The organism is Mucilaginibacter sabulilitoris, from assembly GCF_034262375.1.
Taxonomy (GTDB): Bacteria; Bacteroidota; Bacteroidia; order Sphingobacteriales; family Sphingobacteriaceae; genus Mucilaginibacter; species Mucilaginibacter sabulilitoris.
Genome location: NZ_CP139558.1, coordinates 4330802 through 4354142, shown reverse-complemented (window position 1 = coordinate 4354142; position 23341 = coordinate 4330802). Strand labels below are relative to the sequence as shown.

Here is a 23341-nt window from a genome sequence, read left to right as displayed (position 1 = left end):
TTTCCAGTTAAATTATATCGGATAACTGTTTTAGTTTATACTTATTACAAATAAATTACCGGTAAATAGCATAAAATTTGCTATCATAGCATGCCCCAATAATTTTGAACTTTTGTATTTAATGAAACTTAAACTTTTTACAGTTCTATTTTTGCTTTCAGGTTACGTACAGGCGCAGAATTTAACCATTATTCCGCAGCCTAAATCAATTATTAACGGCACAGGGCAGTTTAATTTTAACAACCACGCTACAGTTTCCGTAAGTGATACTTCATTATTAGGGCTGGCAGGTTACCTGCAAAAAGAAATATCTCAAACAAAAGGTTTAACACTTACTGTAAGTAATAATGAGGCAGCTGGCGCTATTAATCTTGTTCTGGCTAACACGCCGCAAACAACAGGCTCTTATACTTTAAATGTCACTACTGACCGTATTACTATAACCTCGCAAAGTAAAGAAGGCATTTTTTACGGCTTAACATCACTTTTGCAATTGGTAAAAGACCAGCAAAGGGATAATGATGGTGATCTTTGTATAACCACCTGTAACATTAACGATGCTCCGCGATACCCATGGCGTGGTTTAATGCTTGACGAATCAAGACATTTTTTTGGCAAGGAGAAAGTTAAACAGTTATTGAACTGGATGGCTTACTACAAGCTCAACAGGTTTCACTGGCATTTAACTGATGCACAGGGCTGGCGCATCGAGATAAAAAAATATCCAAAACTAACCTCGATAGGGGGAGCCAGCAATTACAGTAATACATCAGCCGAACCGCAATATTACACCCAGGATGATATCAAAGAGATAGTTGCTTATGCCGCGGCTCGTTTTATAACTGTGATCCCTGAAATAGATATGCCGGGACATGCAACCGCGGCCAATAAGGCTTACCCCGAGTTTAGCGGAGGCAGTGTAGCAGGTTATCCAAACTTTACCTTTAACCCTGCTAATGAGCATACTTACCAGTATCTGGCCGATATCATCAAAGAAACCAATGCGCTGTTTCCGGCTCACATGATTCATTTGGGTGGCGATGAGGTGGCTTATGGCATAAAAGCATGGTCGCTTGATACCGCCATTGCGCACATGATGCAGAAAATGGAATTTGAGGGTGTAACCGATCTGGAACATTATTTTTTTAAAAGAATGGCCGATACAGTTACAAACATGGGCAGTAAGGTATTGGCCTGGGATGAGGCTACCGGAGCAAATTTACCGGCCGATAAAACCATCATTTTTTGGTGGCGGCAAAATTTGCCTGGTCAACTGCATCTGGCACTCCAAAAGAACTACCAGGTGGTACTTTGTCCGCGTTTGCCGCTATACTTTGATTTTGAGCAAGATAGTCAGCATGTATCTGGCCGCAAATGGAACGGTGTGGTTAACAGGATAACCGATGTTTATAATTTCCCCGACAGGCAAATATCCCCTGACGAATTAAATTCAAAACAAATTATAGGCGTACAGGCCAACATCTGGACAGAAAGAATAGCGTCAGAAAAAAGGCTCGATTTTATGCTTTTCCCCCGCATAGCAGGCCTGGCCGAAGCGGGTTGGACAGCGCCCGAGCAAAAGGACGAATTTGCATTTAACGAACGCTTAAAATCAGATTTAAAGAACTACGACAGCGCTGGCATTTATTATTATGATCCTTTTGATCCGTCATACCATCCTGAAGCTATTGATTTTGCACCGCGCGTTATAGAACCTACAACTCCAAAACATAGTCGCCATACTTTAAAGAAATCACATGTAAAAGCTTCTAAGAAAAGCAAAAAGGGTGCGAAAAAAAGTAGTGGGGCGTCAGGTAAATCGCACAAAAAAAGAAAATAACCAGTATTTTTCAATCACTATCACTATTATTTGATAAATAGTTCCATTTGAATGTTGCAGCGTTCATAAGGAGTGTTACGCCCTGCCACTTTGCGGAAACCTAATTTATTATACAAATTAATTGCCGGTTTTAAAATCGTATTGCTCTCCAGGTAAATTTTGGTAGCACCGAGCGATCTTGCTTTTTCAACAATGGCGTTTCCCAATAACCAGCCTATGTTTTTTCCCCTGACAGCAGGGGATACAGCCATTTTGGCCAGCTCATAATCGTAATCAGGATCATCCATTTTAATTAAAGCGCAAACCCCAACTGGTTCATTGTTGTATAAAGCAACTAAAATATGTCCGCCTCTATCCAATATATATCCCTGCGGGTTATCTAACGAGCGGTGGTCAGCTTCTTCCATTTTAAACCAGGTGGTTATCCATTGTTCATTCAGCTGTTTAAAGGCGTCCTTATATGCTGGTGTATAGTTAATAATCTGCACTTGCTGGCTTTCTCTTTCTTTTCGCTGTTCGCTCACGCGCTGCAATAAACTTTTTTGTTCCAATAAATATTCCCATTCTGCAATGGCATTCCATAAATCATTGCTGGTCTGGGCCGATAACTGTTCTATCGCCTGGTTAACATCAGCATACTGATCTTTTATTTTTTCGGTTATAATTTTGCCTTTTGCCGATAAGCTTACCATATTCCTACGCCCGTCTGCTTTATCTTTCTTCTCAGTTACAAGACCATGCTTAACCATCTCGCGGATAATCTTGCTAACAGAGGGATGGGAATGACCGATCTCCCTGGCAATATCCGTTATGGTTTTGGCTTCGTCCTGCGACAACACGTAAAAAACCGGGAACCACTTAGGGTTCATTTCAATATCATATAACTTATATATCTGTGCTGCATCTTCTGTTATTTTTTCGGTGAGCATCCTTAATCTGCTCCCTATAGCCAGCTTTCCAACCTGATTAAAAAAATCCATATATAAATACAATTACGTAACTAATTACGCAATTATATAAATTATATTTTATCCAACAAAATTCAAATAGTTTTTATGCCCTAAAGCTGACAAATGCAATTTCCTTTGGTAAATTAAATAGCAACAATGGGACTTTCGCTGAGAGAAAATTAACGTAGCAGACACAGAAGTTTCACTAAATGCGTCAGATGCCGGGCTCTATGGTTTTCCACGAATGTTGACCAACCCTTACAGGAATAAATGATGTTTAAACAACTGTTTTACAGACAGTTGAAGTTGCGTAAAATTACGCGAGTATTTACCTCTTTTTTCGTAGAAGTACGCACATTAATTAATAATTAACCCTCTACTTTTACTTCTATAATATTTCTCCCTATATATTATTAATACCCCCTCTGTTTTATGATTCCCTGCATAGGACAGAAATTTTTGACCATTATAAACTTTATACAATGATAGATCAGGTTTTAACCTTTTTGAATGCGCAGCTGGATAACTATTTGCGGCTTAAACTGGATCCTTCCGATAGCAATTCCTTTATTCAACTGGCTAACATCGCCTGGAACGATACTGAAACCAAAAGCACCAATGGTAATGCCAGCCCATCTAACGCGTTTTTAACTCTTGTGAACATTGAAGAGGATAAGGTAAGTAAGTCGCCCGAAAATTACGTCAGGCAGGACAGCAACCTTATTTATAAAAATCCTAAAGTATATCTTAATCTGTATATACTGTTTGCCGTTAACCTGTCATCTTATTCAGAGTCATTAAAACGGCTTTCCTTTATTATTCAGTTTTTTCAATACCAAAATGTATTTACACCGCTTGCCAACCCTGGTTTACCTGCGGGTGTCGAAAAACTTATCCTTGACCTGAACACACTATCATTCCAGGATCTGAATAATCTGTGGGGGATACTGGGTTCCAAATATTTGCCATCTGTAATGTATAAAATAAGGCTGATCACCATCAGTGAAGAGTTTATACAGGGCGATGCACCATTGCTACACGAAATTATTGTTAACGATAAAACTTTACAAACGTCATGATTGATATCAATTTCGGAAACCTGTTCAGTATTGAACTGCTTCATAGCTATTATAAAGATAAGCTTTGTTCCGACTTTAGTATTTCAGCATCTACAGACACCTTAAAGGTGATTGATGGGCACAAAATGACTGTAAGGCAACACGGCAATCAGTTGATGGCAGGCATATATTGTAATGGGAACGTATCTCCTCTAACACCATTTGCCTCAATCGAAGAGGGCACAAGATTTACCTTCTTCATGAAACTTAATAATTCATTGTTCTTTAATTTCACCAATCTACCATCAACTGCACCCGGAAAAATTTACTATTTCACCAACAGGAATAATAATGTAGCTAATAGCAAAAGTTTCCTGTCGTCAAAAATAGATATTTATAAAAACACTAATACCTACATTCCTGGCGATCTGGCAGCTACTACACCAGGGGTAATATACAGGGCGATTGGAAGCAGCGATCCGGCACATAAGTTCGCCCTTACTGATACCAACCATTGGATGAAGGTTGACAGCAATCAATACTCGTCCGAAAAAGACGCTTTGCAATGGTTGCCATCATTATCAACATACCAGTTTGCAGCCCCGCAGTCATCCGCGGTTGTATCGGTTCTGGGTTATAATATCGCTACAGCTACCTACACTTTGCCCGTGCTATCCAATACCATGACCTTTACGGCACCGGCTTCATCTTTTAAACTTGATTTAAGCATTTTACAGCCAGGTAAATACTCATTAACAATTAATGGAAAACAGCAATGGATATATATCAATGATGAGTTGAACGGTATCGGCGCCTTTGCAGTAATAGATATTTTTAACGAAGCAACACCTGCCTCATGTATGCTTTTGGATGGGACCGGGCACCTGATTAATCCTTCTCCAAAGTATTCCATCAATTTTTTAAACCGCGCAACCATCTGGAAATACATTATCGCGAGCAAAAAATCAGGTACTATAAATGATAAGGCCAATGTATACAAGTTTGCCAATCCGGCAAGCATTATCACATCACTTACACCTATACCACTGAGTAACGGCCCATTAGACTTTAAATTAACATTAAACAATCACGACTATACGCCGATTGCTTGCGCAGACCCTCAAAGGCTTGTGTCAATAAGCAAAGGAGCAGATACTTATGCGTGTTCAGAAATCTTTTTAAACTTTTAATAAAACCGATAAATATGTCACAAATAAACGAAAGCACAATTAAAACTCCAGGGGTTTATGTGAATGAAATTCCATCCTTTCCACCATCCATTGCGCAGGTGGCAACAGCAGTACCGGTATTTATCGGTTACACGCAAGATGCAACAAAAAATGGCAAAAGTGTGGTAAATCAGGCGGTACGCATTTCGTCGCTGGTACAGTATGCGCAGTATTTTGGTGCCGATTTTCCCGACCTTACCGCCAATGTTGCGCTTAAAAGCGACAATAGTGTTGATACAGTAACCATATCGCCAAGGTATCAGTTATACAATGCTGTAAGGATGTTTTATAATAACGGCGGCGTTAATTGTTACATTATTTCTGTAGGGAAATATAACACTAACGGCTCGGTACTCATTACTGATTTTATTGAGGCCGGAAAAAACAAGTGTTTTGAAATTTTGCGTAAAGAGGATGAACCTACGCTGATTGTTATTCCTGATGCAATTTTATTTGGCGCCAGTGATTTTAATAACCTGGCAACTACTTCTCTTAAACTATGCGCCGAACTGCAGGACAGGTTTACCATATTGGATGTACTTAACGGGGACAAGGAAAGAACATTTGATAACGCAGACGTCATTACCGTATTCAGGAATGGTATAGGTTCGGCAAATTTAAATTACGGCGCAGCTTATTATCCATGGCTACGTTCAAGTTTGTCATACGGTTTCTCTTACCAAAATATCAAACTGCAGAAACCTGCGGGCACCAATGTAGCTACAAACAGCATTATAACCAACAACGTATTTGTTACGCAAATTGACAGGGCTGTCGCGGATTTAAAAAACAGGATCAACGCGTTTGTAAAAACACCAAATTTTGCGGCCCCATTCAATGTAGCTCCATACAATACCGTTCCTTTAACCGATGCATATGGCTTAATACCCGTAACAAATAATAAAGCCGAACTGCAACTCAGGCTATCATACATTAAAGATATACTGATAGGCTTCTCCGCTTTAAACGCTACACTAACCGATGCTGACCCGAGCCATATTTTTGGCGGCCGCACCACAAAGGACATTCATACTGATTATACCAGGCCAGGGGCCAGTGCAGCGGACATTTCGCCAATGGATCAGCTGATACGTGAGTTGATACTATTAGATGAAAGTTTTCCGGGTGGGGCAGTAGGTTCGGCCACAGCAGGCAATTTTGCAACCTACCCAAATGCGGTAATTGCTGCCAATGCCGCTGTGTATGGCACACCGGCACCTGCCGATGACGCTGCTGCTGTTAAATTCATCAGGGCCCGTGTTAACAACTTGTATTCATCAGCGGTTAATTCCATAAATGCCTTTATAAATGAAGTTAACCTGCGGCTAAAAAGTCTGGAGATACAGCTTAATGATTCAAGCGCAGTATATAGCAACATTACCGTGGCCATTAAAAACCAGGGGATTGTAGTTCCACCAAGCGGAGCCATTGCAGGTATATATGCGTCTGTTGATGGTACTCGTGGTGTTTGGAAAGCGCCTGCCAACGTAAGTGTCAACACTGTGGTTGAACCTTTGGTAAACATTGATGATAATATTCAGGAAGACCTGAACATTGATACCGATGCGGGTAAATCGGTAAATGCGGTTCGTGCCTTTACAGGTAAAGGTATTTTGGTTTGGGGAGCCCGTACGCTTGATGGTAACAGTAACGATTTCAGGTATATATCTGTACGTCGCTTTTACATCATGGTTGAAGAGTCTGTTAAAAAGGCAGCGATGCAGTTTGTGTTTGAACCTAACGATGGCAACACCTGGGTACGCGTGCGCGCTATGATAGAGAATTATCTGACTAACCTTTGGCGTTTGGGCGCCCTTGCCGGCCCAAAACCCGAACAGGCATTTTATGTAAAAGTGGGCCTGGGGCAAACCATGACGTTTGATGATATACTTAACGGTAAAATGATCATTGAAATAGGTATGGCACCTGTACGCCCTGCAGAATTTATCATCCTGCGCTTTTCACAGATACAGCAACAAGCTTAACGTTATTGTCAATTAAAAATTAATTATCAATCAATCTAAAACTTAAATATTATGGCTAATTACCCACTTTCGAAATTCCATTTTAGTGTTGACTGGGGCGGCACACGCATCGGTTTCACTGACGTAAGCGGACTTGATATAACAAACGATGTAATTGAATACCGCGATGGCGCAAGTCCTGAGTATCATAAGATAAAGATGCCCGGTCAGCGTAAGTTTAGCAACATCACCTTAAAACGCGGCATTTTTAAATCAGACAACGAGTTTTATAATTGGTTCAATACCATTAATATGAACACAGTTGAGCGCCGCGATATTACCATAAGCCTGCTTGATGAAACATTGTCGCCGGTTGTGGTGTGGAAAGTAAAAAATGCATGGCCTACCAAAGTTACCTCTACCGATTTGAAGGCGGATGGTAATGATGTAGCTCTTGAAACGCTTGAACTGGCTCACGAAGGTTTAACCATGCAAAACGAATAGTCATGTTTGATTATCCTTTTACCGGGTTCCACTTTTTGGTGGTGTTTGAGATATTTCCGCAGGTGCCCAATGATTTCCGTTTTCAGGATGTTACCGGCTTAACTGTTGATGTTGATCTTGATACCTACAAAGAGGGTGGCGAGAATCGTTTTGTTCACCGCTTGCCTGGCCGCAACAGATACTCCGACCTGGTTTTAAAACGCGGGATGACATTGGTATCAGGAGTAACAGCATGGTGCCTCGATTCTATCGAGAATTTCAATTATCAGCCTACCAATATGTTGATATCGCTTTTAAACGAAGATCATTTACCTGTATCATCCTGGTATATAGCTAATGCTATTCCCATTAAATACTCCATTTCGGGATTTAATGCAGAACAAAACCAGATAGTTATTGAGTCGATGACCCTGCGGTATGAATATTACAAAACGCTGAACCTGTCGGCTGCTGTAGCAGGAGCAATAGGGGCCGTTGCCGATTTGCTCGGCGGGGGCAGCGCAAGCGCGAGTATTTCGGTAGGATGACACGAAGTTTAAACGAACAGCTTAATCATTAAACCAATGCCAGTAGAGATTCGTGAATTACAAATTACAACCACAGTGCATGAAGGCGGTAGCACGACGGCTGCATCATCAGCTCCGGCTGCAGGCAGTGAAGATATTATTGCCAAATGTGTTGAACAGGTACTGGAAATTTTAAAAGAAAAAACTGAACGCTGATGAGCCTGGGTGAATTAAAAAAGATGAAGCTCGTTGCCTATACGGATATAAGCTTCAGTACCAAAGCCGACGGACTGGAATACGATGTGCTCATCAATCCGGAATCATACGCGCTTACTTACGGAACCGAAGTGAATCAAAGAAGCGCGCAGGGTTCGAGCGAAACTATTACTTCGTTTAATAAAAGATCGCCGCAATCGCTCACGTTCAAGTTTTTGTTTGATGGTACCGGAGTGATAAAAAGGGGAGGCGGCGGACTGCTGTCAGGTTTGGCGGTACCGGGTTTGCCAGCAGATAAACCCAATGTGGTTGAGGATTTTGAAAAGTTTAAAAGCGTGGTGTATAATTTTGACGGTACAACACACCAGCCGCGTTATGTACAGCTGCAATGGGGGCCGCTGCTCTACAACTGCCAGATGACCCGCATGACGCTGACCTTTAAGCTTTTCAACCCCGATGGTTCGCCCCTGCGTGCCGAAGCTGATTGCACTTTTAACGGTGTAATTGATGAAGTAAAGCTGGCTACTATCGAAAATCGCCAATCGCCCGATTTAACGCACGTCCGAACGGTAAAGCTGGGCGATACGCTTCCCTTGCTGTGTTACCGTGAATATGGTAACAGCAAATATTATTACCAGGTTGCGCAATATAACGGCCTGACAGATTTTAAAAAATTAACACCGGGAATGAAACTCGTATTTCCTCCCATTGCAAAATAAACCATGTCATTAAGTCAAATCTTACCCGGAACACAAAATACAGATCTGGTTACCTTCACTATCAAGGTAAACGGAAACGTACTGGGTGCAGCTTATCAGGTGGTATCGGTAAACTTCAATAAAGAAATAAACCGCATCCCGATGGCCAAGTTGGTAATATATGACGGTGACGCAGCAAAGCAGGATTTCCCGATAAGTAATGAAGCCACATTAGTGCCCGGTGCCGAAATTGAAATAGCGGTTGGCTATCATTCTGATAACGCTACTTTGTTTAATGGGATCATCTTAAAGCATAGTTTAAAAATCAGGGGAAATGGTTCGCCGCTACTGATATTGGATTGCCGGGATAAGGCCATTAAAATGGCTGTGGCCCGCAAAAACAAATATTTCTATGATATGAACGACAGTGATGCTGCCGGTGAAATTATAGGCACTTATGGCCTGGATAGCGATATTGAAGATACCGGCAAAGCGCTGGAATCCATTGTGCAATATGACTGTACTGATTGGGATTTTATTATATCCCGAATGGAGGCAAACGGGAAAATTTGTGTAACAGATAACGGAAAGATAAGCGCTAAAAAACCTGATTTCAGTTCAGCAACTGTGCTTGACGCGCTATTTGGTGCAACCATGCTGGAGTTTGACGCAGACCTTGATGCACGCAATCAATACCAAAGCCTTACTGCCAAAACCTGGGATTATACCAATCAGGAAGTTGCTTCGGCAAGTGCGGCAGAACCCGGTTTTGAAGAGAACGGGAATATTTCAAGCACTGATCTGGGCGATGTATTAGGAGTATCGGAATATGATGTGTATTCGGGCGAAGACCTCACCGCTGATGAGCTGCAAAGCTTGGCAGACGGTCGCTTGCAAAAAGCACGCATGTCGCGTTGCCGTGGCCGGGTTCGTTTTCGCGGATACGGTGGACAGTTAAACCCCGGCGACCTGATCAATATTGGAGGCGTAGGCGATCGGTTTAACGGAAAAGTATTTGTATCGGGCGTACGCCATGAAATAGTGAACGGAAACTGGACAACCGATGTGCAGTTCGGGTTATCAAATGAATTATTTGTACGCCAGCCTGAAGTAAGTTCGGCATCCGCTGTTGACATGCTACCGGCTATACAAGGGCTACAGATAGGCGTGGTAACCGACCTGGAAAATGACCCGGATACCCAGGATAGGATTCGTGTAAGACTACCCATAATTGATGCGGGTGAGGATGGTATATGGACACGTGTTGCCTGTTTGGATGCCGGTGATAACCGCGGTACGTTTTTTCGCCCGGAAATTGGTGATGAAGTAGTTGTTGGTTTTTTAAATAACGATCCCCGGCACCCGGTTGTATTGGGCATGCTGAACAGCAGCAATAAACCAGCACCACTAAAAGCAGCCAATAAAAACGACGAAAAAGGCTATACCTCGCGCAGCGGTATGAAGATGATCTTTAACGATGATGAGAAATCATTAAAAATTGAAACGCCCGCAGGTAAAAAAGTAACTATCAGCGAAAAAGAGGGATATATCCAGATGGAGGATGAGAACAGTAACAAAGTTACGATGGATTCATCGGCCATAAGTTTGGAGAGCGGGGCAAATATCAAATTAAAAGCCACCGGCGACCTGACCATTGAAGCGGTAAATATTTCACTTAGTCCTTCATCCAGTTTTTCGGTAAGTGCCGGTGGCGCTTCCATCAAAGCAGACAGCGGCAGTGCCTCATTATCGGCGCCATCTGTAAAAGTGGAGGGTTCAGGTACCGCAACTATAAAGGGCGGCGTAGTGATGATCAATTAATGAATTTGTTGATCAAAATGATCTGTTTTTATGTTAAAAACGTCCAAACTGATCATTAAATCAACCTTAAAACTATAAAAAATATGCCATTTGCAGCACGCGTTTCGGATATGCACGTTTGCCCTATGGTTACCGGTACCGTCCCCCATGTAGGCGGCCCCGTGTTACCACCTGGGAGCCCTACTGTATTAATAGGGGGGCTGCCGGCAGCCTGCGCAGGCGATATGTGTACCTGCGCAGGTCCGCCGGATGTTATCGCAAACGGCTCGTCGACTGTAATGATAGGCGGTAAACCCGCGGCGCGAATGGGTGACCCCACAGCGCACGGCGGATCAATAATAATAGGATGTCCAACGGTAATAATAGGAGGTTAATATGTCAGATTCATTTTTAGGCACAGGGTGGAGTTTTCCGCCGGCTTTTGATACCACTGCAAACTCAGTGGTCATGACCAGCGATGAAGTTGATATACAACTCAGTTTACAAATATTGTTGGCTACCCGAAAAGGTGAACGGGTTATGGTACCTGATTATGGCTGTAATCTGGACGAGATGCTTTTTGAGCCCATGACTACCACCTTTAAAACCTATATCCGCGAAATGATCAAAACGGCAATATTATATTATGAGCCCCGTATTGATCTGAGTTCGATACAGGTTGATGACAGCCGCGAAACAGAAGGGGTGATCCTGATCATCCTCAACTACACTGTCCGCACAACAAATTCAAGGTTCAATTTTGTATATCCTTACTATAAAAACGAAGGAACAGAAATACACTGATGGCAAATAATTGTTTCGATACCAAGCTTTTATCCTATAATGGCACCAGCCAGGCGCAGCGTGCATTGGATGCCCTATTGGCGAAATGTGCGCTGGTAGATGAACGAACAGCAGCTGATCTTATCCTGCTCACAAAAAAGTATAGCGCCTGGCTAAATTACTATGATAACACTAATACCATCAACGGCGACTGGCAACAGCTTATGGGTAAAGACCTGGCTGTAGTAATAGCCTCAGTAGCTGAATGGAAAACAAACGATTATGCATCGTTTATTAAATATTTAAATGATAAAACTATTAATGCCGCTAATGACGCGGATGCGAAAAACTATTTCAAAATACTGTTTGATTTTATTTTCTCAGTTACCACAGATCTTAATGATGCTTATCAGCATTTAACCGATGGCTTAAGTTATAAAACCTTTTTATCGGTTTCTATAGCGTCAAAACTGGCAGCGCCTTTAAACATACTACATCAATACTACGAGTTGTTTATAACAGCCTCGCTTATTGATGCAAATTCAACTCTGAAAGATGCTTTAACGCCGGTTGAGAAAATTATCTTGTCACAAAACTTCCAATTAGGTTCACTGAACGATCCGTTTAAAGTTAATCCACCCGTTGCAGCTTTCCCCATAACCCTGAGCGGTACAGTGCATGATGACATTAATCATATCCTCACGCATAATTTATTTACCGGCGCTGTACAATCCTTTATAGCGGCCGTAATAAATATTGTAAGCCGTACCCCGGCTTACCTTGCAGATACCCTGGATAATTATCCAACCCATGCGCCGCATTATGCATTGTACCTTGCTTTTTTAAAACTATTTGGTTTTGCACAGCAACACCTTAACCAATACACTAAAAAGCACCTTGATTTTTATTATAAACAGGTTTTACAATTAAGCAATAATGTTGCTGAGCCCGATTTTGTACACCTTGTTTTTGAGTTGCAAAAAAACATCGACCAGCATTTACTTACACAGGGCACATCATTTAAAGCCGGGAAAGACGCGAATAATAAAGATCAGTTTTATGCCCTTACCAATAACCTGGTAGTACAAACTGCAACCGTCCAAGCATTAAAATCCATTTACCTGAATAAGGGTATTAATCCTGTAACGTTATATGCTTCGCCAACTGCCAATTCGGAGGATGGTCAGGGGGGGAAATTGCTAAGTGCGGATAATTCATGGTTTCCGTTTGGCAACCCCAAGAATATTAAAACTGCCGCTATAGGTTTTGCCATTGCATCAAATGTGTTGTATTTAAATGAGGGTAAACGCACTGTTAAGCTCACATTTACCTGTGATAGTTTAACGGACATCAGTTCGGCCGATCTTTCGGGGATATTCAGCATACAGCTAACGGGTAAAAAAAATACGTATACCGCACCCGTTTATACTGCTTCGGTAATAAATAGTACTTCGTTTTCACTAACCGTATTTTTAGACGGCGATGCACCTGCTATAGTTCCTTATTCATCAAAATTGCACGGCGGTAACTTTGATACTACGCTTCCAATGGTGCAGGTGTTGCTTAGTAGTTACGCCTCTTATCAAAAAATAAAAATACCGGCAGTAACGGCCGTAAACATATCTGTAACGGTTGAGAAGCTTAAAAACCTGATATTACAAAATGATGATGGCGCCATAAATGCGGCCAAGCCATTTAAACCTTTTGGCGATTTTCCGGAAGCAGGCGCTTCGTTCATTATCGGGAGTAAAGAGATATTTCAAAAACAGCTAACCCAATTAACCATTGGTGTTGACTGGCAGCAGAAACCGCTGACCCAATCAAAAGTAAATGTGTCAGCGCTGGCAAAAGGCGATTGGATATCTGTTTATGACGGAACAAGCATCCATACCTCCAGTATCGTAATTACAGATTCAAAGACAGAAAAATTTGATTTTCAGATAATTGATGAGTTTACATTAAATGATAATATAAGTGACAATATCTTCCAGCTTAATGATTTTACGGCAGATAATGATTTAACTCTGGCAAATGATAATATAGTTGAGAAAAATCTGGCGTTTGATATACAGAACAGCACCCAGTTTGAAGATGATTTGCTGTTTAATTTTGACGATACCCTGCAAAGTATCATCGATATAGATTTTTCTACTACTGATAATACACCGCTATCGGCAGAAGTTGATATTACAGGGCTGGAAAATGTGGTACAATCACCGGCAGATTTTACTGTCAATGAAAATTACGCCATTACTTCGGTTGATGGTTATATCAGGCTGGAAATAACAGGCAATGAATATAGCCTGAGTACATTTTTAACTAAAATACCTCCGCCTTCTGTAAAAGTAAATACAAACAGCGCAGGCGCTGTTACCAGTTATACAGTTGATACAGGCACACAACCTGTTCCTAATCATCCTGTCATTAAATCAATAGATGTCACTTATTCGGCTAATGACAATATCATTTTTGATGCCGCTGGCTTTAACAATCGCAATAACTTTTTTTATCATCTGGAACCTTTTGGTTTCCGCGAAATGCATCCTGCCGTTACCGGCGATGAGATAAATTTACTTCCGGTGTTTAACCTGGAAGATGGCATCCAGGCTGATAACGGCGGTGAATTGTGGGTGGGCTTAGGCAATGCCAAACCCGATGAAGCATTCTCTATACTGTTCCAGGTATCTGATGGCAGTGCCAACCCGTTGAAGAACATGACCCAGTTAAACTGGTTTTATTTAAATAACAATAACTGGCTGCCATTCAAAAAACAATCAGTAACCGACCAAACCAATAACCTTACACGTTCGGGCCTGGTGATTGTTAATGTACCCGCCGATGCCACGCTGGATAATACCCGGGCCGACAACGGTTTAATCTGGATAAAGGCAGTTGTACAGCATGATACTGATGCGGTTTGTAATTTAATAGCCGTTGATGCTAATGCAGCCAAAGCTCAGTTTGTGCAGGATGTGGCTAAAAATATATTGTTTACCAAAACATTACCGCCAAACACTATCAGTAAGCCTGCTACCGTTGATGCCGCATTAAAGAAAACACTACAGCCATATAGTTCTTTTGATGGTCGCGGTCAGGAAACCGATGCCCAATTTTACCAGCGCGTTAGCGAACGCTTGCGCCATAAGCACCGTGCCATCACAGCCTGGGATTATGAACGATTAATATTGCAATATTTTCCACAAATTTTCAAAGTAAAATGTGTAGCTCATACCGGTTTTCTGCTTGATGAAAACACCAATCAGCCAAAATATAGCGAAACACTTGCCGGGCATGTAATGGCAATCACCATTCCAGATCTCACTGGTTTAGCTAACGCCAATCTGCTGAGACCCTATACCAGTATAGGGCTCTTAACCGAAATTGAGCTGTACATCAAAACATTAACATCGCCATTTGTAAAGCTTCATTTGTGTAACCCCCAGTTTGAAGAAGTGCAGTTTGATTTTAGCGTAACGTTCCGTGAAAAGGCCGGCGAAAAGGTCGATCCGGTTTATTTCGGCAACCAGTTGAGCAATGACATAGAACAATTTTTAACGCCATGGGCATTCGGCAACCCTCAGGCCATCCAGTTTGGCAACAGTATTGAAAAATCAGTTGTGCTCAATTTTATTGAAGAAAGGCCTTACGTTGATTTTGTAACCTGCTTTAAAATGAACCACATCATACTACGCGATGGTTCAGTGATTAAACAAGCCCTGTACAATATTGATGAGGCGGTTGCAAGTACCGCCCGGTCAATTTTAGTATCATACTATAACGAAGAAACAAAGGTAAAACACCTCATTAATTCACCAGCTAATTGTGATTGTAATGGATAAGCAAAAAGTAATTGAAAAAGATCCGGGCCTTATTGCCGACCAGGATTATGCTTTTCTCAGAGAGGCTGGCCTGGGCTACATTGAAAAACTGAGCGGCAAAATATGGACCGACTATAATGAGCACGATCCGGGTATAACTATTCTGGAAGCGCTTTGCTATGCCATTACCGAATTGGGTTACCGAACAGGGATGCCTATGGAAGACCTGCTTACAGGTGCCGATGGTAAAATAGCTTCCTCACAAACCTTATTTACGGCTAAAAATATCCTTACGCAGTCGCCACTTACAGTTAATGACTACCGCAAATTGCTTATAGATATAGTAGGGGTGCATAATGCCTGGTTTCTGTATGATGATTTTTATACAGTAAATAATAAGGATATTCCGGCCGGGGAAATTGCTCTTTATGCCGATTGTAAAAAAGACGAGCTATCGTATGATGTAACACCTCACCCGGTTTATTTATCTGGTTTATACAAAGTAATACTTGATCTGGATTTTGATCAGCAGTTTGGCGACCTGAACAATGGCGAATTACAGGTTCTAAACCCTGCTACCGCCAAATTTAAAGGGGGCGATGTTAGTTTAACTATTATTTTCCCGGTATGGAATGATACCACCATAGCCGGTCTGCTTTCTGCCGATCCGGCATCTATTACGGGCGTAACAACCAGTTTTCCGGCTGGCAACAACATTACTATAACTATTGATTTTAATTATACTTCGGGCGGGGCCAATCATGCCGCAACACTTAATGGTATTATCAATATTGATCTGCAGCCTTCGGGCCAACAAGTACTACCTGCTGACGTTCAGGGATTTTTCACTGCTAATTTCACTGCGCAGGTGCTTAACCTGTACCTGTTAAAAATTCAGCAATCAAAACATATTGTTCAAACAGCTGTCCGTACGCTGAATGAAAACAGGAACCTTTGCGAGGATTTTGTAAGTGTAACTACTATAAAAGATGAAGAAATAGCCATTTGCTGCGATATAGAAGTATCCCCATCAGCTGATATGGAGCAGATACAGGCACAAGTATTTTATGTAATTGAGGATTATATGAACCCATCGGTAAATTTTTACCTGTTAAGCGAACTGCAGGATAAAGGCAATACTACCGATACGATATTCGAAGGCCCGGTACTGCAACATGGCTTTATCGATACTGCTGAGTTGGAGCAAACTCAGCTACGCCAGGAAATATACGCATCCGACATTATCAGCCTCATTATGGATATTGACGGTGTATTGGCCGTACGTAATTTCCTGATGACCAAATATGGAACTGACAATAAAGCTATACCCGGTCAAAAGGCCAAAAGCTGGTGCATGCCTGTTACAACTGGCTGTAAGCCGGTGTTTTCCGAAACCAAATCAAAACTGTTATTCTATAAAAACCAGTTCCCTTATTTACCATCGCTGACCGAGGTACGCGATACCTTGAAATGGCTGCGTGCGGTAAAGGCCCGCAATAAACTTTCCGGGCACACTGATGACCTCGCTGTTCCGACAGGTACTTATTCCGCACTTGATAGTTATACCTCCGTGCAATATCTTTTACCGCAAACCTATGGTGTAGGCTCAGCCGGGCTTCCTTCAACTGTTAGTGAAGAGCGGAAAGCACAGGCCCGCCAGTTACAGGCTTATTTATTGTTGTTTGATCAGTTACTGGCCGATTTCTTTTCGCAGTTAAATGGGGCAAAAGAGCTTTTTTCCACCGATAATATTGTACAAACTTATTATGCTCAGTTTTTAGGTGACATCAAGAATATAGCGCCCGTTTATAAACAGGATACATCAGCAAAAACCATTGAACAGTTGGTAATGCAAATCCAGGATTCGGCTGTTGCTACAATGAATAGCTGGCAGCAGTTGTACGAATCAAATGATGTTTTTGCCGACCGGCGCAACCGTTTTCTTGATCATTTAATGAGCCGGTTTGGCGAGTCATTTAATGAATACGTTTTGCTAAATTACTCACTTGATTATGACACCCAGAAAGAAACACATATAACCCCGGCCGATCTGATAGATAGTAAAATATCTTTCCTGAAAGACTATCCCGTTATCAGTTATCAAAGGGCCAGGGGATTTAACTACTTCCCGCAAAAAGACGATTTAACTGTCGATGCCATTAAATTATGGGACACCGATAATGTTTCAGGTCTGGAAAAAAAGCTTTGCCATTTGGGTGGTATTGATAATTACTACAGACGGTTTTTGTATTGCATAGGCAATGCCACCATCATCACTACCACCGATACCCCGGCTAAATACCAATTTGTATTCAAAAATCCGCATGGCGATACCCTTACCTCAGCAGCTACTTATACTACACAGGAGGAGTTAAACAAAGCCTTACCGGCATTTATGGACAGGCTATTGGCAGGGCAAAATTATGCGGTTAAAGAAACTGGAACTAATTGGAATATTTATGTGTTTGATAAGGCATACAATAACCTGGCTGTAAGTAATAATTTCACTTCGGAACAGGACGCAAATACCGCGCTGGCACAATTCATAACCGAGTTTAATACCGAATGTGACGCGGATGGATTACATCTTATTGAGCACCTTTTGCTTAGGCCCCGTAATAACCTGTTTGCCAGACCTCCGGTATGTTTGGATCCAAAGTGTGATTTCTGTGGCGAGCAGGATCCTTATTCTTTCAAAATGTCTGTTGTATTACCGTACTGGCCTGTGCATTTCAGGAATATGGCTTTCAGAAATTATTTTGAGGATATCATCAGACAGGAAGTACCTGCACATACCATGGTAAAAGTTTGCTGGATAAATGACCAGTCGCTTTATGACTTTGAGAACGCTTATAAAACCTGGATAACGGCTTTAGCCAATTATTCATTTGATAATACAACCATAACCGACTTGCAAAAGGCTAATGATGTTATGGTACCGCTGCTGTTTAATTTACATAGCGAGTACCCTTTAGCAACTTTACATGATTGCGAGGAAAGCAAGGACACCAACCCGGTAATGTTGGGTAAAACCATTTTAGGATCTTTAAAAAATTGATATATGGCAAATCCAGTTGAATACATCGTGTTTGAACCAGATCAGGTACTCACGAATGACCATCTTAATGAAACCTTTAATTACCTTGATCAGCAAAATCGCTGGACCCGTAATAAGCTGATTGGCATTGGCATTGTTTGCGGACTGGAAATAACGCTTAGACCGGGTATTATCGGTGTCACAAAAGGTTGCGGGGTAACTTCGCAGGGATACTTAATTACACAGAATAGCACGCAATACACTTATTACCTGCCATATAATGCGATTGACGTACCTGCCGATCTGCCGTTTGTTTATGACAAAGGCGCCCTGCCTTTTTACAAACCATTTTGTACAGGTAAAGAAGTCTGGATGTTATTATCAGATGAACAGTTTAAAACACTTGAAAGTGCTGATAAGCTAAAGGCCAAAACGCTGTCTACTCCAGGCATAAAATTGAGCGATTATGTTGTTGTGCTATTTTTAGAAGCAAGGGAAACCGACCTGAAAAATTGCGATACACAGGATTGCAACAATAAAGGCGAGAAAATGGAATTTCAAGTCAGACCTTTACTTGTTAAAAAAACAGATCTGCCTGGCAATGCCATCGTACCCGCCACCAGAGGAGATGTTGTGCTGCCAAAGCTCCAGACAAATTTGGTATATCAGATACCGCTAAAGCGTTTCAATGTGCCTTATACTGATCTGAATACTACAGATAATATAATAGATGCATTTCTTAAACTGGCAGATGACGCTACATTAACCTTGGTTTCAAATGCCTATAATGATACATACACCAAATACAGTACAATTTTAAAGGTTAGCTCAAATCCGTTTGCCAACCTGCTAAATGATCTGAAAAAATACCGTGACCTGTTATTGAAGCAAAACCCGATTTTTATTGAATATTTTTATGATTTCATAGACGACCTGATCAAAGCTTATTATGAATTTTCGTCGAAAATATCTGGCGTTATTTCAACCTGCTGCCCCGATGAAAATTTATTTCCGCTCCATCTGGTTCTCGGCGATGCGTCACTGGCTTCCAACGCTTATGTGAAGGATAGCGATCGGAATTATTTCATATACTCTCCGCTCTTTGCAAAAATGGGTACAGAGTCGGCCGAGGTAATTCTTTTATTTAATCGGATGATGATTTTAATAAAGAATTTTATGGCGCAAAACAAGGATATCCTAAGTCAATCGACTATAAAAATCACTCCAAGTCAGTATGAATTTCCCTGGCTCTCTGAAAGAGCAATTCCATATTACTATAAAATAAACACCGTTGGTGCCGAATTATATAAAGCATGGAGCTATTATAAAACCAGCCGGGGTAATGCTGTTTTTAATTTAAGCTACAATGCTGGTTTGTATAACAGTAATACTTTAGTAACACAACCGCTTTTATATGATATTGAAAGTTATAATTTCTTCAGGGTAGAAGGACATATCGGGCAAAACTATCAAACGGTTTTAACTAACATCCTTAATCAGCGTTTAAATTTCAATCTACCATTTGATGTAGTTGCCGTTTCTGCCGAACAATTGAGCGGTGATGCAACACTGCCTGATTGTAATATCCGCGACTTGGAAACAGAGTACAATTTGATAGTAAGCGAGGCAATGTGTAAAATACATACTACTTTTTGCTTTGTTACCAAATTGCCATATACTCCTGCAAAAACTCCGCCCGCGCCCGGGGTTTTAACCAATGTAACCAACGTAACTAATGTTGAGGCCGTAAAATTCTCAGATTTTAAACTGCGGGCAGCTCTTACGCCCGAATTGGCAATAGTAGCAAATACTGCATATAAAAAAGGGGATTTTTTACGTACTTATTGTCCGGCCGTGCCAAATACCATAGGCAGTGGTTATTTAAGCTCACTAAGTAATACAGGAGTATTTACCAATCCTGTAAATATTGATCAGGCCGATCCGCTTACTGCGATTTACTATTACTTTTTCCAATTTGTAAATACGGTTGAAGAATTGATGTTTGCCTTGAACACCAACAATATATCCAATATTGACATGGACGATTTTGGGGTTAAGTATCAGAATTACCTTCGTGATACAACACTGGCCACCAACGCTTTAATACTGCTTACTGTAAAAAACACCGCGCCCAAAGACACAACAACAGTATCATTTATTGAAGATTATCAGATAGATCTTTTAGTAGAGGCATTTGGGGTGCTTACCAGCATTTGTATTGATGAACGCTTTCAGGTATTAAAAAAGGAATATACGGACAGGCTTACCCAGTATAAACAACAGCTTGCATTTTTAAACTATTATAAAAACCATCCCGGACTTGAACATAAGGCAGGGGTACCTAAAGGAGGCACACTGGTATTAGTTTACAAAAATGTCCCTCCAACAAGAACAGTCCCGGGCAGAACATTTACAGATGCTGCCGGCGCGGTGTTTACCAATGCAGCTAATACACCTATTGCCAGGGCCGCCGACACAAAAATAACCGGTGAGCAGCCGGCAACGAGGGCCGCCGCCTCTGCAGTAAATACCAGGGCAGCAATTGCATTGGATGAAAATACGCTCAACAGGTTTAAAAAAATCCTTACAGATAGTAAGGAGGTTACAGCGGCAGAACGGCAAAGCCTTTTAGATGTATTGGCAGGCCAGGCAACTGTCACATCGAAATACCCGGTAATAAACGGCGCTGTAATTGCCGATTTTTATATTCCGTATCTGTGTTGTTCAGATTGTCCGCCGGTGGCTTACATCATGCCAGAAAAAGAAACGCCTCCACCGGTTCAGGAAAAGCCTGTAATCAAAATGCAGGCCACTTTCTGCGATAACGATGCGAATCCCACAAAAATTGGCGTATCTGTACCCGGAGGTACATTTAATGCTGTTGCAGGTATTGATGCGGTAAATCAAACCTTTACACCTGCGACTGCTGGCAAGGGAAAATTCAGTATTATTTATACAGTAAATGGCGTTAGTTCCGATCCGTTTGAAGTTACCGTGCTTCCAACACCGGGCAGCGAGTTTTCATTTGTATCAACCATTAACGCAGATTTACTTATACAAGCAACCTTTACACCTACAGTTCAGGACGCAACCTTTACATATAAGTGGCAGTTTGACGATGCATGGAAAGTAGATGATATCGCTAAGGAAGGTATTGCTAAAATAGAGTTCAGATTTAACCGCGACGGAGGCGAAAAAGAATATAAGGTAGCATTGCAGGTATCAAATGGGAATTGTAACGACCCCAATGGTGTGGTTAAAATACTGCACGCTTCGGCAAATGGTTTGTTTGAACCCAATGTAGATCCCACAAAAAGTACCGGAAAAATTGAGAATCTCATTTCACGGAAAAAGAAAGAATGAGTTAACGGAATATTAATAAACAGTTTCCTGATGGCAAGGCATATTATTCATAAGCAGCAGATCATTTTGAATATTCCCAAAAGGGAAGAGGCGCATGCTTTTCAAAATCGCGTAGACGTTTTGCTGCAACAGGAATTGGCAAGCAGTATGGAGGATGTTTTTGATGAAATGTTCCCGGCCAATGAAATTATTCGTATTGATTCGTTACAGCTTAATTTGGGTAATGTAAGCGCACAGAACTTTGAGCAGGAGTTTAAAGATCATTTTATCCAGGAGCTTCGGAAAAATCTCTCAGTAAAAAAAGATAAACTGGGCGATGAAAACAGCACGGAGGTATTGAGTACTTCGCAGTCGGCTTTTAACGCTTTTATTTATTTTTTAGAGAATGGCTATCTGCCCTGGTACAGTGCAACAAAAGAAATGAGCGCCTGGGAGGGTGATATATTAAGCAGTTTTTCGGGGAATAAAAATCAATATTTTTTCAACTGGCTCCGCGATAATTACAAACATACCCCTGTTGTGCTGCAAAGGCTCATTTGGCAATTTACAGACAGCTTTTTGGAAAACATGATGCTTACCATTGCTCCGGTAACCAATGAGCCATGGCGGCTTATTTACATCGATATTTCCACAATACTAAACAACTGTACAAGAGGCCATATTAACGATAGGAATATGGTATGGAAGTGCCTTTTTCACGCGCTAATGAACGATCCTGTTTTATGGAATAATACATCTTTTTCCGGTGCCGAAGATAGTGAACTAATATTCCGTACACTCTTGCTATTAACCGAACATTTCGACATTCCAGCTGCGGATATCACTGCCTTTGAAAATATAAGCAAGCTCCTCGCAACAAACATTGTACAAAATGCATTTCAGGAACTTCAATTATTTCAGGTAGCGCAGCAAGAGTTAAAAAATGATCCTGAAAAAAATAAAGGAAACCGACAAGCTGATAACAATGAAAATATACCGGATGAAAAACCTGATAAGGATGCCGAAAGAAACAACGAAGGCAGACTGCGCCCTCGGAATAAAAAATATACAGGCATTTCTAAAGAGGAATCTTTGTTTGTAAAAAACAGCGGAGCGGTAATACTTCATTATTTTCTCAAGCCATTTTTTGCAGGTTTAGGGCTATTGGCTGACGGTAAATTCAAAGATGAAAATACCCACCAAAGGGCTGTATTATTGTTCCATTATTTAGCAACCGGAAGTACAAATGCTGCCGAGTTTGACCTTACCCTTGAAAAAATATTATGCGGTTTTCCGCTTGAGGAAACCCTGCCTGCCGCTATCATTTTAAAAAAGAAAGAAAAGACCGAATCAAAGAAGTTACTGGAAGCTGTAATAGATCATTGGACGCCTTTAAAAAACACCTCCATTGAAGGTTTGCGAAATTCTTTTTTTGAACGCGATGGAAAACTGACCAAAAGGGAAAATGGCTGGCTGTTAACAATTGAGCAAAAAACGGTTGATGTGTTATTAGGAAAACTGCCCTGGGGGTTTTCGACCATTCGCCTTCCATGGATGCAGCAAATATTAAATGTGGATTGGTATTAAAAAGATATT

16 protein-coding genes are annotated in these 23341 nt (G+C 41.3%); 15 read left to right on the top strand and 1 reads right to left on the bottom strand.

All coding sequences use genetic code 11. The features are described 5' to 3' along the window. Window positions 1–121 precede the first annotated feature (121 nt). Entirely contained in the window at window positions 122–1840 is a 1719-nt protein-coding gene (locus tag SNE25_RS18800; protein ID WP_321560537.1) for a beta-N-acetylhexosaminidase, read from the top strand. Between the two features lie 26 nt (window positions 1841–1866). Here the strand turns inward: SNE25_RS18800 and SNE25_RS18795 are convergent, their stop codons facing one another. Then, window positions 1867–2820 carry a bifunctional helix-turn-helix transcriptional regulator/GNAT family N-acetyltransferase gene (locus tag SNE25_RS18795; RefSeq protein WP_321560536.1) on the bottom strand — a complete coding sequence of 318 codons (954 nt, stop codon included), beginning with the start codon at window positions 2818–2820 and terminating at the stop codon, window positions 1867–1869. Between the two features lie 452 nt (window positions 2821–3272). On the opposite strand from SNE25_RS18795, the gene SNE25_RS18790 reads away from it, so the two are divergent. The 14 genes from SNE25_RS18790 to SNE25_RS18725 all read left to right on the top strand — a co-directional run bounded on the left by SNE25_RS18790 (window position 3273) and on the right by SNE25_RS18725 (window position 23332). After that, entirely contained in the window at window positions 3273–3869 is a 597-nt protein-coding gene (locus tag SNE25_RS18790; RefSeq protein ID WP_321560535.1) for a DUF4255 domain-containing protein, read from the top strand. Then, complete coding sequence (locus tag SNE25_RS18785; protein WP_321560534.1) at window positions 3866–5038, top strand: hypothetical protein; 1173 nt, start codon at window positions 3866–3868, stop codon at window positions 5036–5038. Before SNE25_RS18790 ends, SNE25_RS18785 begins: the two co-directional genes overlap by 4 nt. 14 nt (window positions 5039–5052) lie before the next feature. Then, window positions 5053–7062 carry a phage tail sheath C-terminal domain-containing protein gene (locus SNE25_RS18780; protein ID WP_321560533.1) on the top strand — a complete coding sequence of 670 codons (2010 nt, stop codon included), beginning with the start codon at window positions 5053–5055 and terminating at the stop codon, window positions 7060–7062. A 51-nt stretch (window positions 7063–7113) separates the two neighbouring features. Next, the gene (locus SNE25_RS18775; protein ID WP_321560532.1) at window positions 7114–7545 is read left to right on the top strand and encodes a phage tail protein; all 432 of its coding nucleotides are present in this window, start codon (window positions 7114–7116) and stop codon (window positions 7543–7545) included. 2 nt (window positions 7546–7547) lie between these two features. Then, a complete protein-coding gene (locus SNE25_RS18770) occupies window positions 7548–8072 on the top strand; it encodes a phage tail protein (RefSeq protein ID WP_321560531.1) in 525 nt (174 codons plus the stop codon). Between the two features lie 36 nt (window positions 8073–8108). After that, a complete protein-coding gene (locus SNE25_RS18765) occupies window positions 8109–8267 on the top strand; it encodes a DUF5908 family protein (protein WP_321560530.1) in 159 nt (52 codons plus the stop codon). Then, window positions 8267–8986, top strand: a complete 720-nt coding sequence (locus tag SNE25_RS18760) for a CIS tube protein (RefSeq protein WP_321560529.1) — start codon at window positions 8267–8269, stop codon at window positions 8984–8986. The genes SNE25_RS18765 and SNE25_RS18760 overlap by 1 nt, the downstream gene beginning before the upstream one ends. A gap of 3 nt (window positions 8987–8989) precedes the next feature. Continuing rightward, on the top strand, window positions 8990–10786 hold the full coding sequence (vgrG, locus tag SNE25_RS18755) for a type VI secretion system tip protein VgrG (protein ID WP_321560528.1): 1797 nt from the start codon (window positions 8990–8992) through the stop codon (window positions 10784–10786). Window positions 10787–10869: 83 nt separating this feature from the next. Beyond that, the gene (locus SNE25_RS18750; protein ID WP_321560527.1) at window positions 10870–11160 is read left to right on the top strand and encodes a PAAR domain-containing protein; all 291 of its coding nucleotides are present in this window, start codon (window positions 10870–10872) and stop codon (window positions 11158–11160) included. Between the two features lies 1 nt (window position 11161). Continuing rightward, window positions 11162–11569: a GPW/gp25 family protein gene (locus tag SNE25_RS18745; protein ID WP_321560526.1), complete on the top strand. Its 408-nt coding sequence runs from the start codon at window positions 11162–11164 to the stop codon at window positions 11567–11569. Then, window positions 11569–15387: a hypothetical protein gene (locus SNE25_RS18740; protein WP_321560525.1), complete on the top strand. Its 3819-nt coding sequence runs from the start codon at window positions 11569–11571 to the stop codon at window positions 15385–15387. Before SNE25_RS18745 ends, SNE25_RS18740 begins: the two co-directional genes overlap by 1 nt. Continuing rightward, window positions 15380–18424: a hypothetical protein gene (locus SNE25_RS18735; RefSeq protein ID WP_321560524.1), complete on the top strand. Its 3045-nt coding sequence runs from the start codon at window positions 15380–15382 to the stop codon at window positions 18422–18424. The genes SNE25_RS18740 and SNE25_RS18735 overlap by 8 nt, the downstream gene beginning before the upstream one ends. Window positions 18425–18427: 3 nt before the next feature. Next, window positions 18428–21766 (top strand): hypothetical protein, encoded by a 3339-nt coding sequence (locus tag SNE25_RS18730; protein WP_321560523.1) that lies wholly within the window; start codon window positions 18428–18430, stop codon window positions 21764–21766. Window positions 21767–21796: 30 nt separating this feature from the next. Continuing rightward, the gene (locus SNE25_RS18725) at window positions 21797–23332 is read left to right on the top strand and encodes a contractile injection system tape measure protein (protein ID WP_321560522.1); all 1536 of its coding nucleotides are present in this window, start codon (window positions 21797–21799) and stop codon (window positions 23330–23332) included. Window positions 23333–23341 lie beyond the last annotated feature (9 nt).

Excerpts from the sequence above, each read along its gene's own strand:
- SNE25_RS18800 (WP_321560537.1), top strand. The coding sequence starts at position 122 with ATGAAACTTAAACTTTTTACAGTTCTATTTTTGCTTTCAGGTTACGTA.
- SNE25_RS18795 (WP_321560536.1), bottom strand. The coding sequence starts at position 2,820 with ATGGATTTTTTTAATCAGGTTGGAAAGCTGGCTATAGGGAGCAGATTA.
- SNE25_RS18790 (WP_321560535.1), top strand. The coding sequence starts at position 3,273 with ATGATAGATCAGGTTTTAACCTTTTTGAATGCGCAGCTGGATAACTAT.
- SNE25_RS18785 (WP_321560534.1), top strand. The coding sequence starts at position 3,866 with ATGATTGATATCAATTTCGGAAACCTGTTCAGTATTGAACTGCTTCAT.
- SNE25_RS18780 (WP_321560533.1), top strand. The coding sequence starts at position 5,053 with ATGTCACAAATAAACGAAAGCACAATTAAAACTCCAGGGGTTTATGTG.
- SNE25_RS18775 (WP_321560532.1), top strand. The coding sequence starts at position 7,114 with ATGGCTAATTACCCACTTTCGAAATTCCATTTTAGTGTTGACTGGGGC.
- SNE25_RS18770 (WP_321560531.1), top strand. The coding sequence starts at position 7,548 with ATGTTTGATTATCCTTTTACCGGGTTCCACTTTTTGGTGGTGTTTGAG.
- SNE25_RS18765 (WP_321560530.1), top strand. The coding sequence starts at position 8,109 with ATGCCAGTAGAGATTCGTGAATTACAAATTACAACCACAGTGCATGAA.
- SNE25_RS18760 (WP_321560529.1), top strand. The coding sequence starts at position 8,267 with ATGAGCCTGGGTGAATTAAAAAAGATGAAGCTCGTTGCCTATACGGAT.
- vgrG (WP_321560528.1), top strand. The coding sequence starts at position 8,990 with ATGTCATTAAGTCAAATCTTACCCGGAACACAAAATACAGATCTGGTT.
- SNE25_RS18750 (WP_321560527.1), top strand. The coding sequence starts at position 10,870 with ATGCCATTTGCAGCACGCGTTTCGGATATGCACGTTTGCCCTATGGTT.
- SNE25_RS18745 (WP_321560526.1), top strand. The coding sequence starts at position 11,162 with ATGTCAGATTCATTTTTAGGCACAGGGTGGAGTTTTCCGCCGGCTTTT.
- SNE25_RS18740 (WP_321560525.1), top strand. The coding sequence starts at position 11,569 with ATGGCAAATAATTGTTTCGATACCAAGCTTTTATCCTATAATGGCACC.
- SNE25_RS18735 (WP_321560524.1), top strand. The coding sequence starts at position 15,380 with ATGGATAAGCAAAAAGTAATTGAAAAAGATCCGGGCCTTATTGCCGAC.
- SNE25_RS18730 (WP_321560523.1), top strand. The coding sequence starts at position 18,428 with ATGGCAAATCCAGTTGAATACATCGTGTTTGAACCAGATCAGGTACTC.
- SNE25_RS18725 (WP_321560522.1), top strand. The coding sequence starts at position 21,797 with ATGGCAAGGCATATTATTCATAAGCAGCAGATCATTTTGAATATTCCC.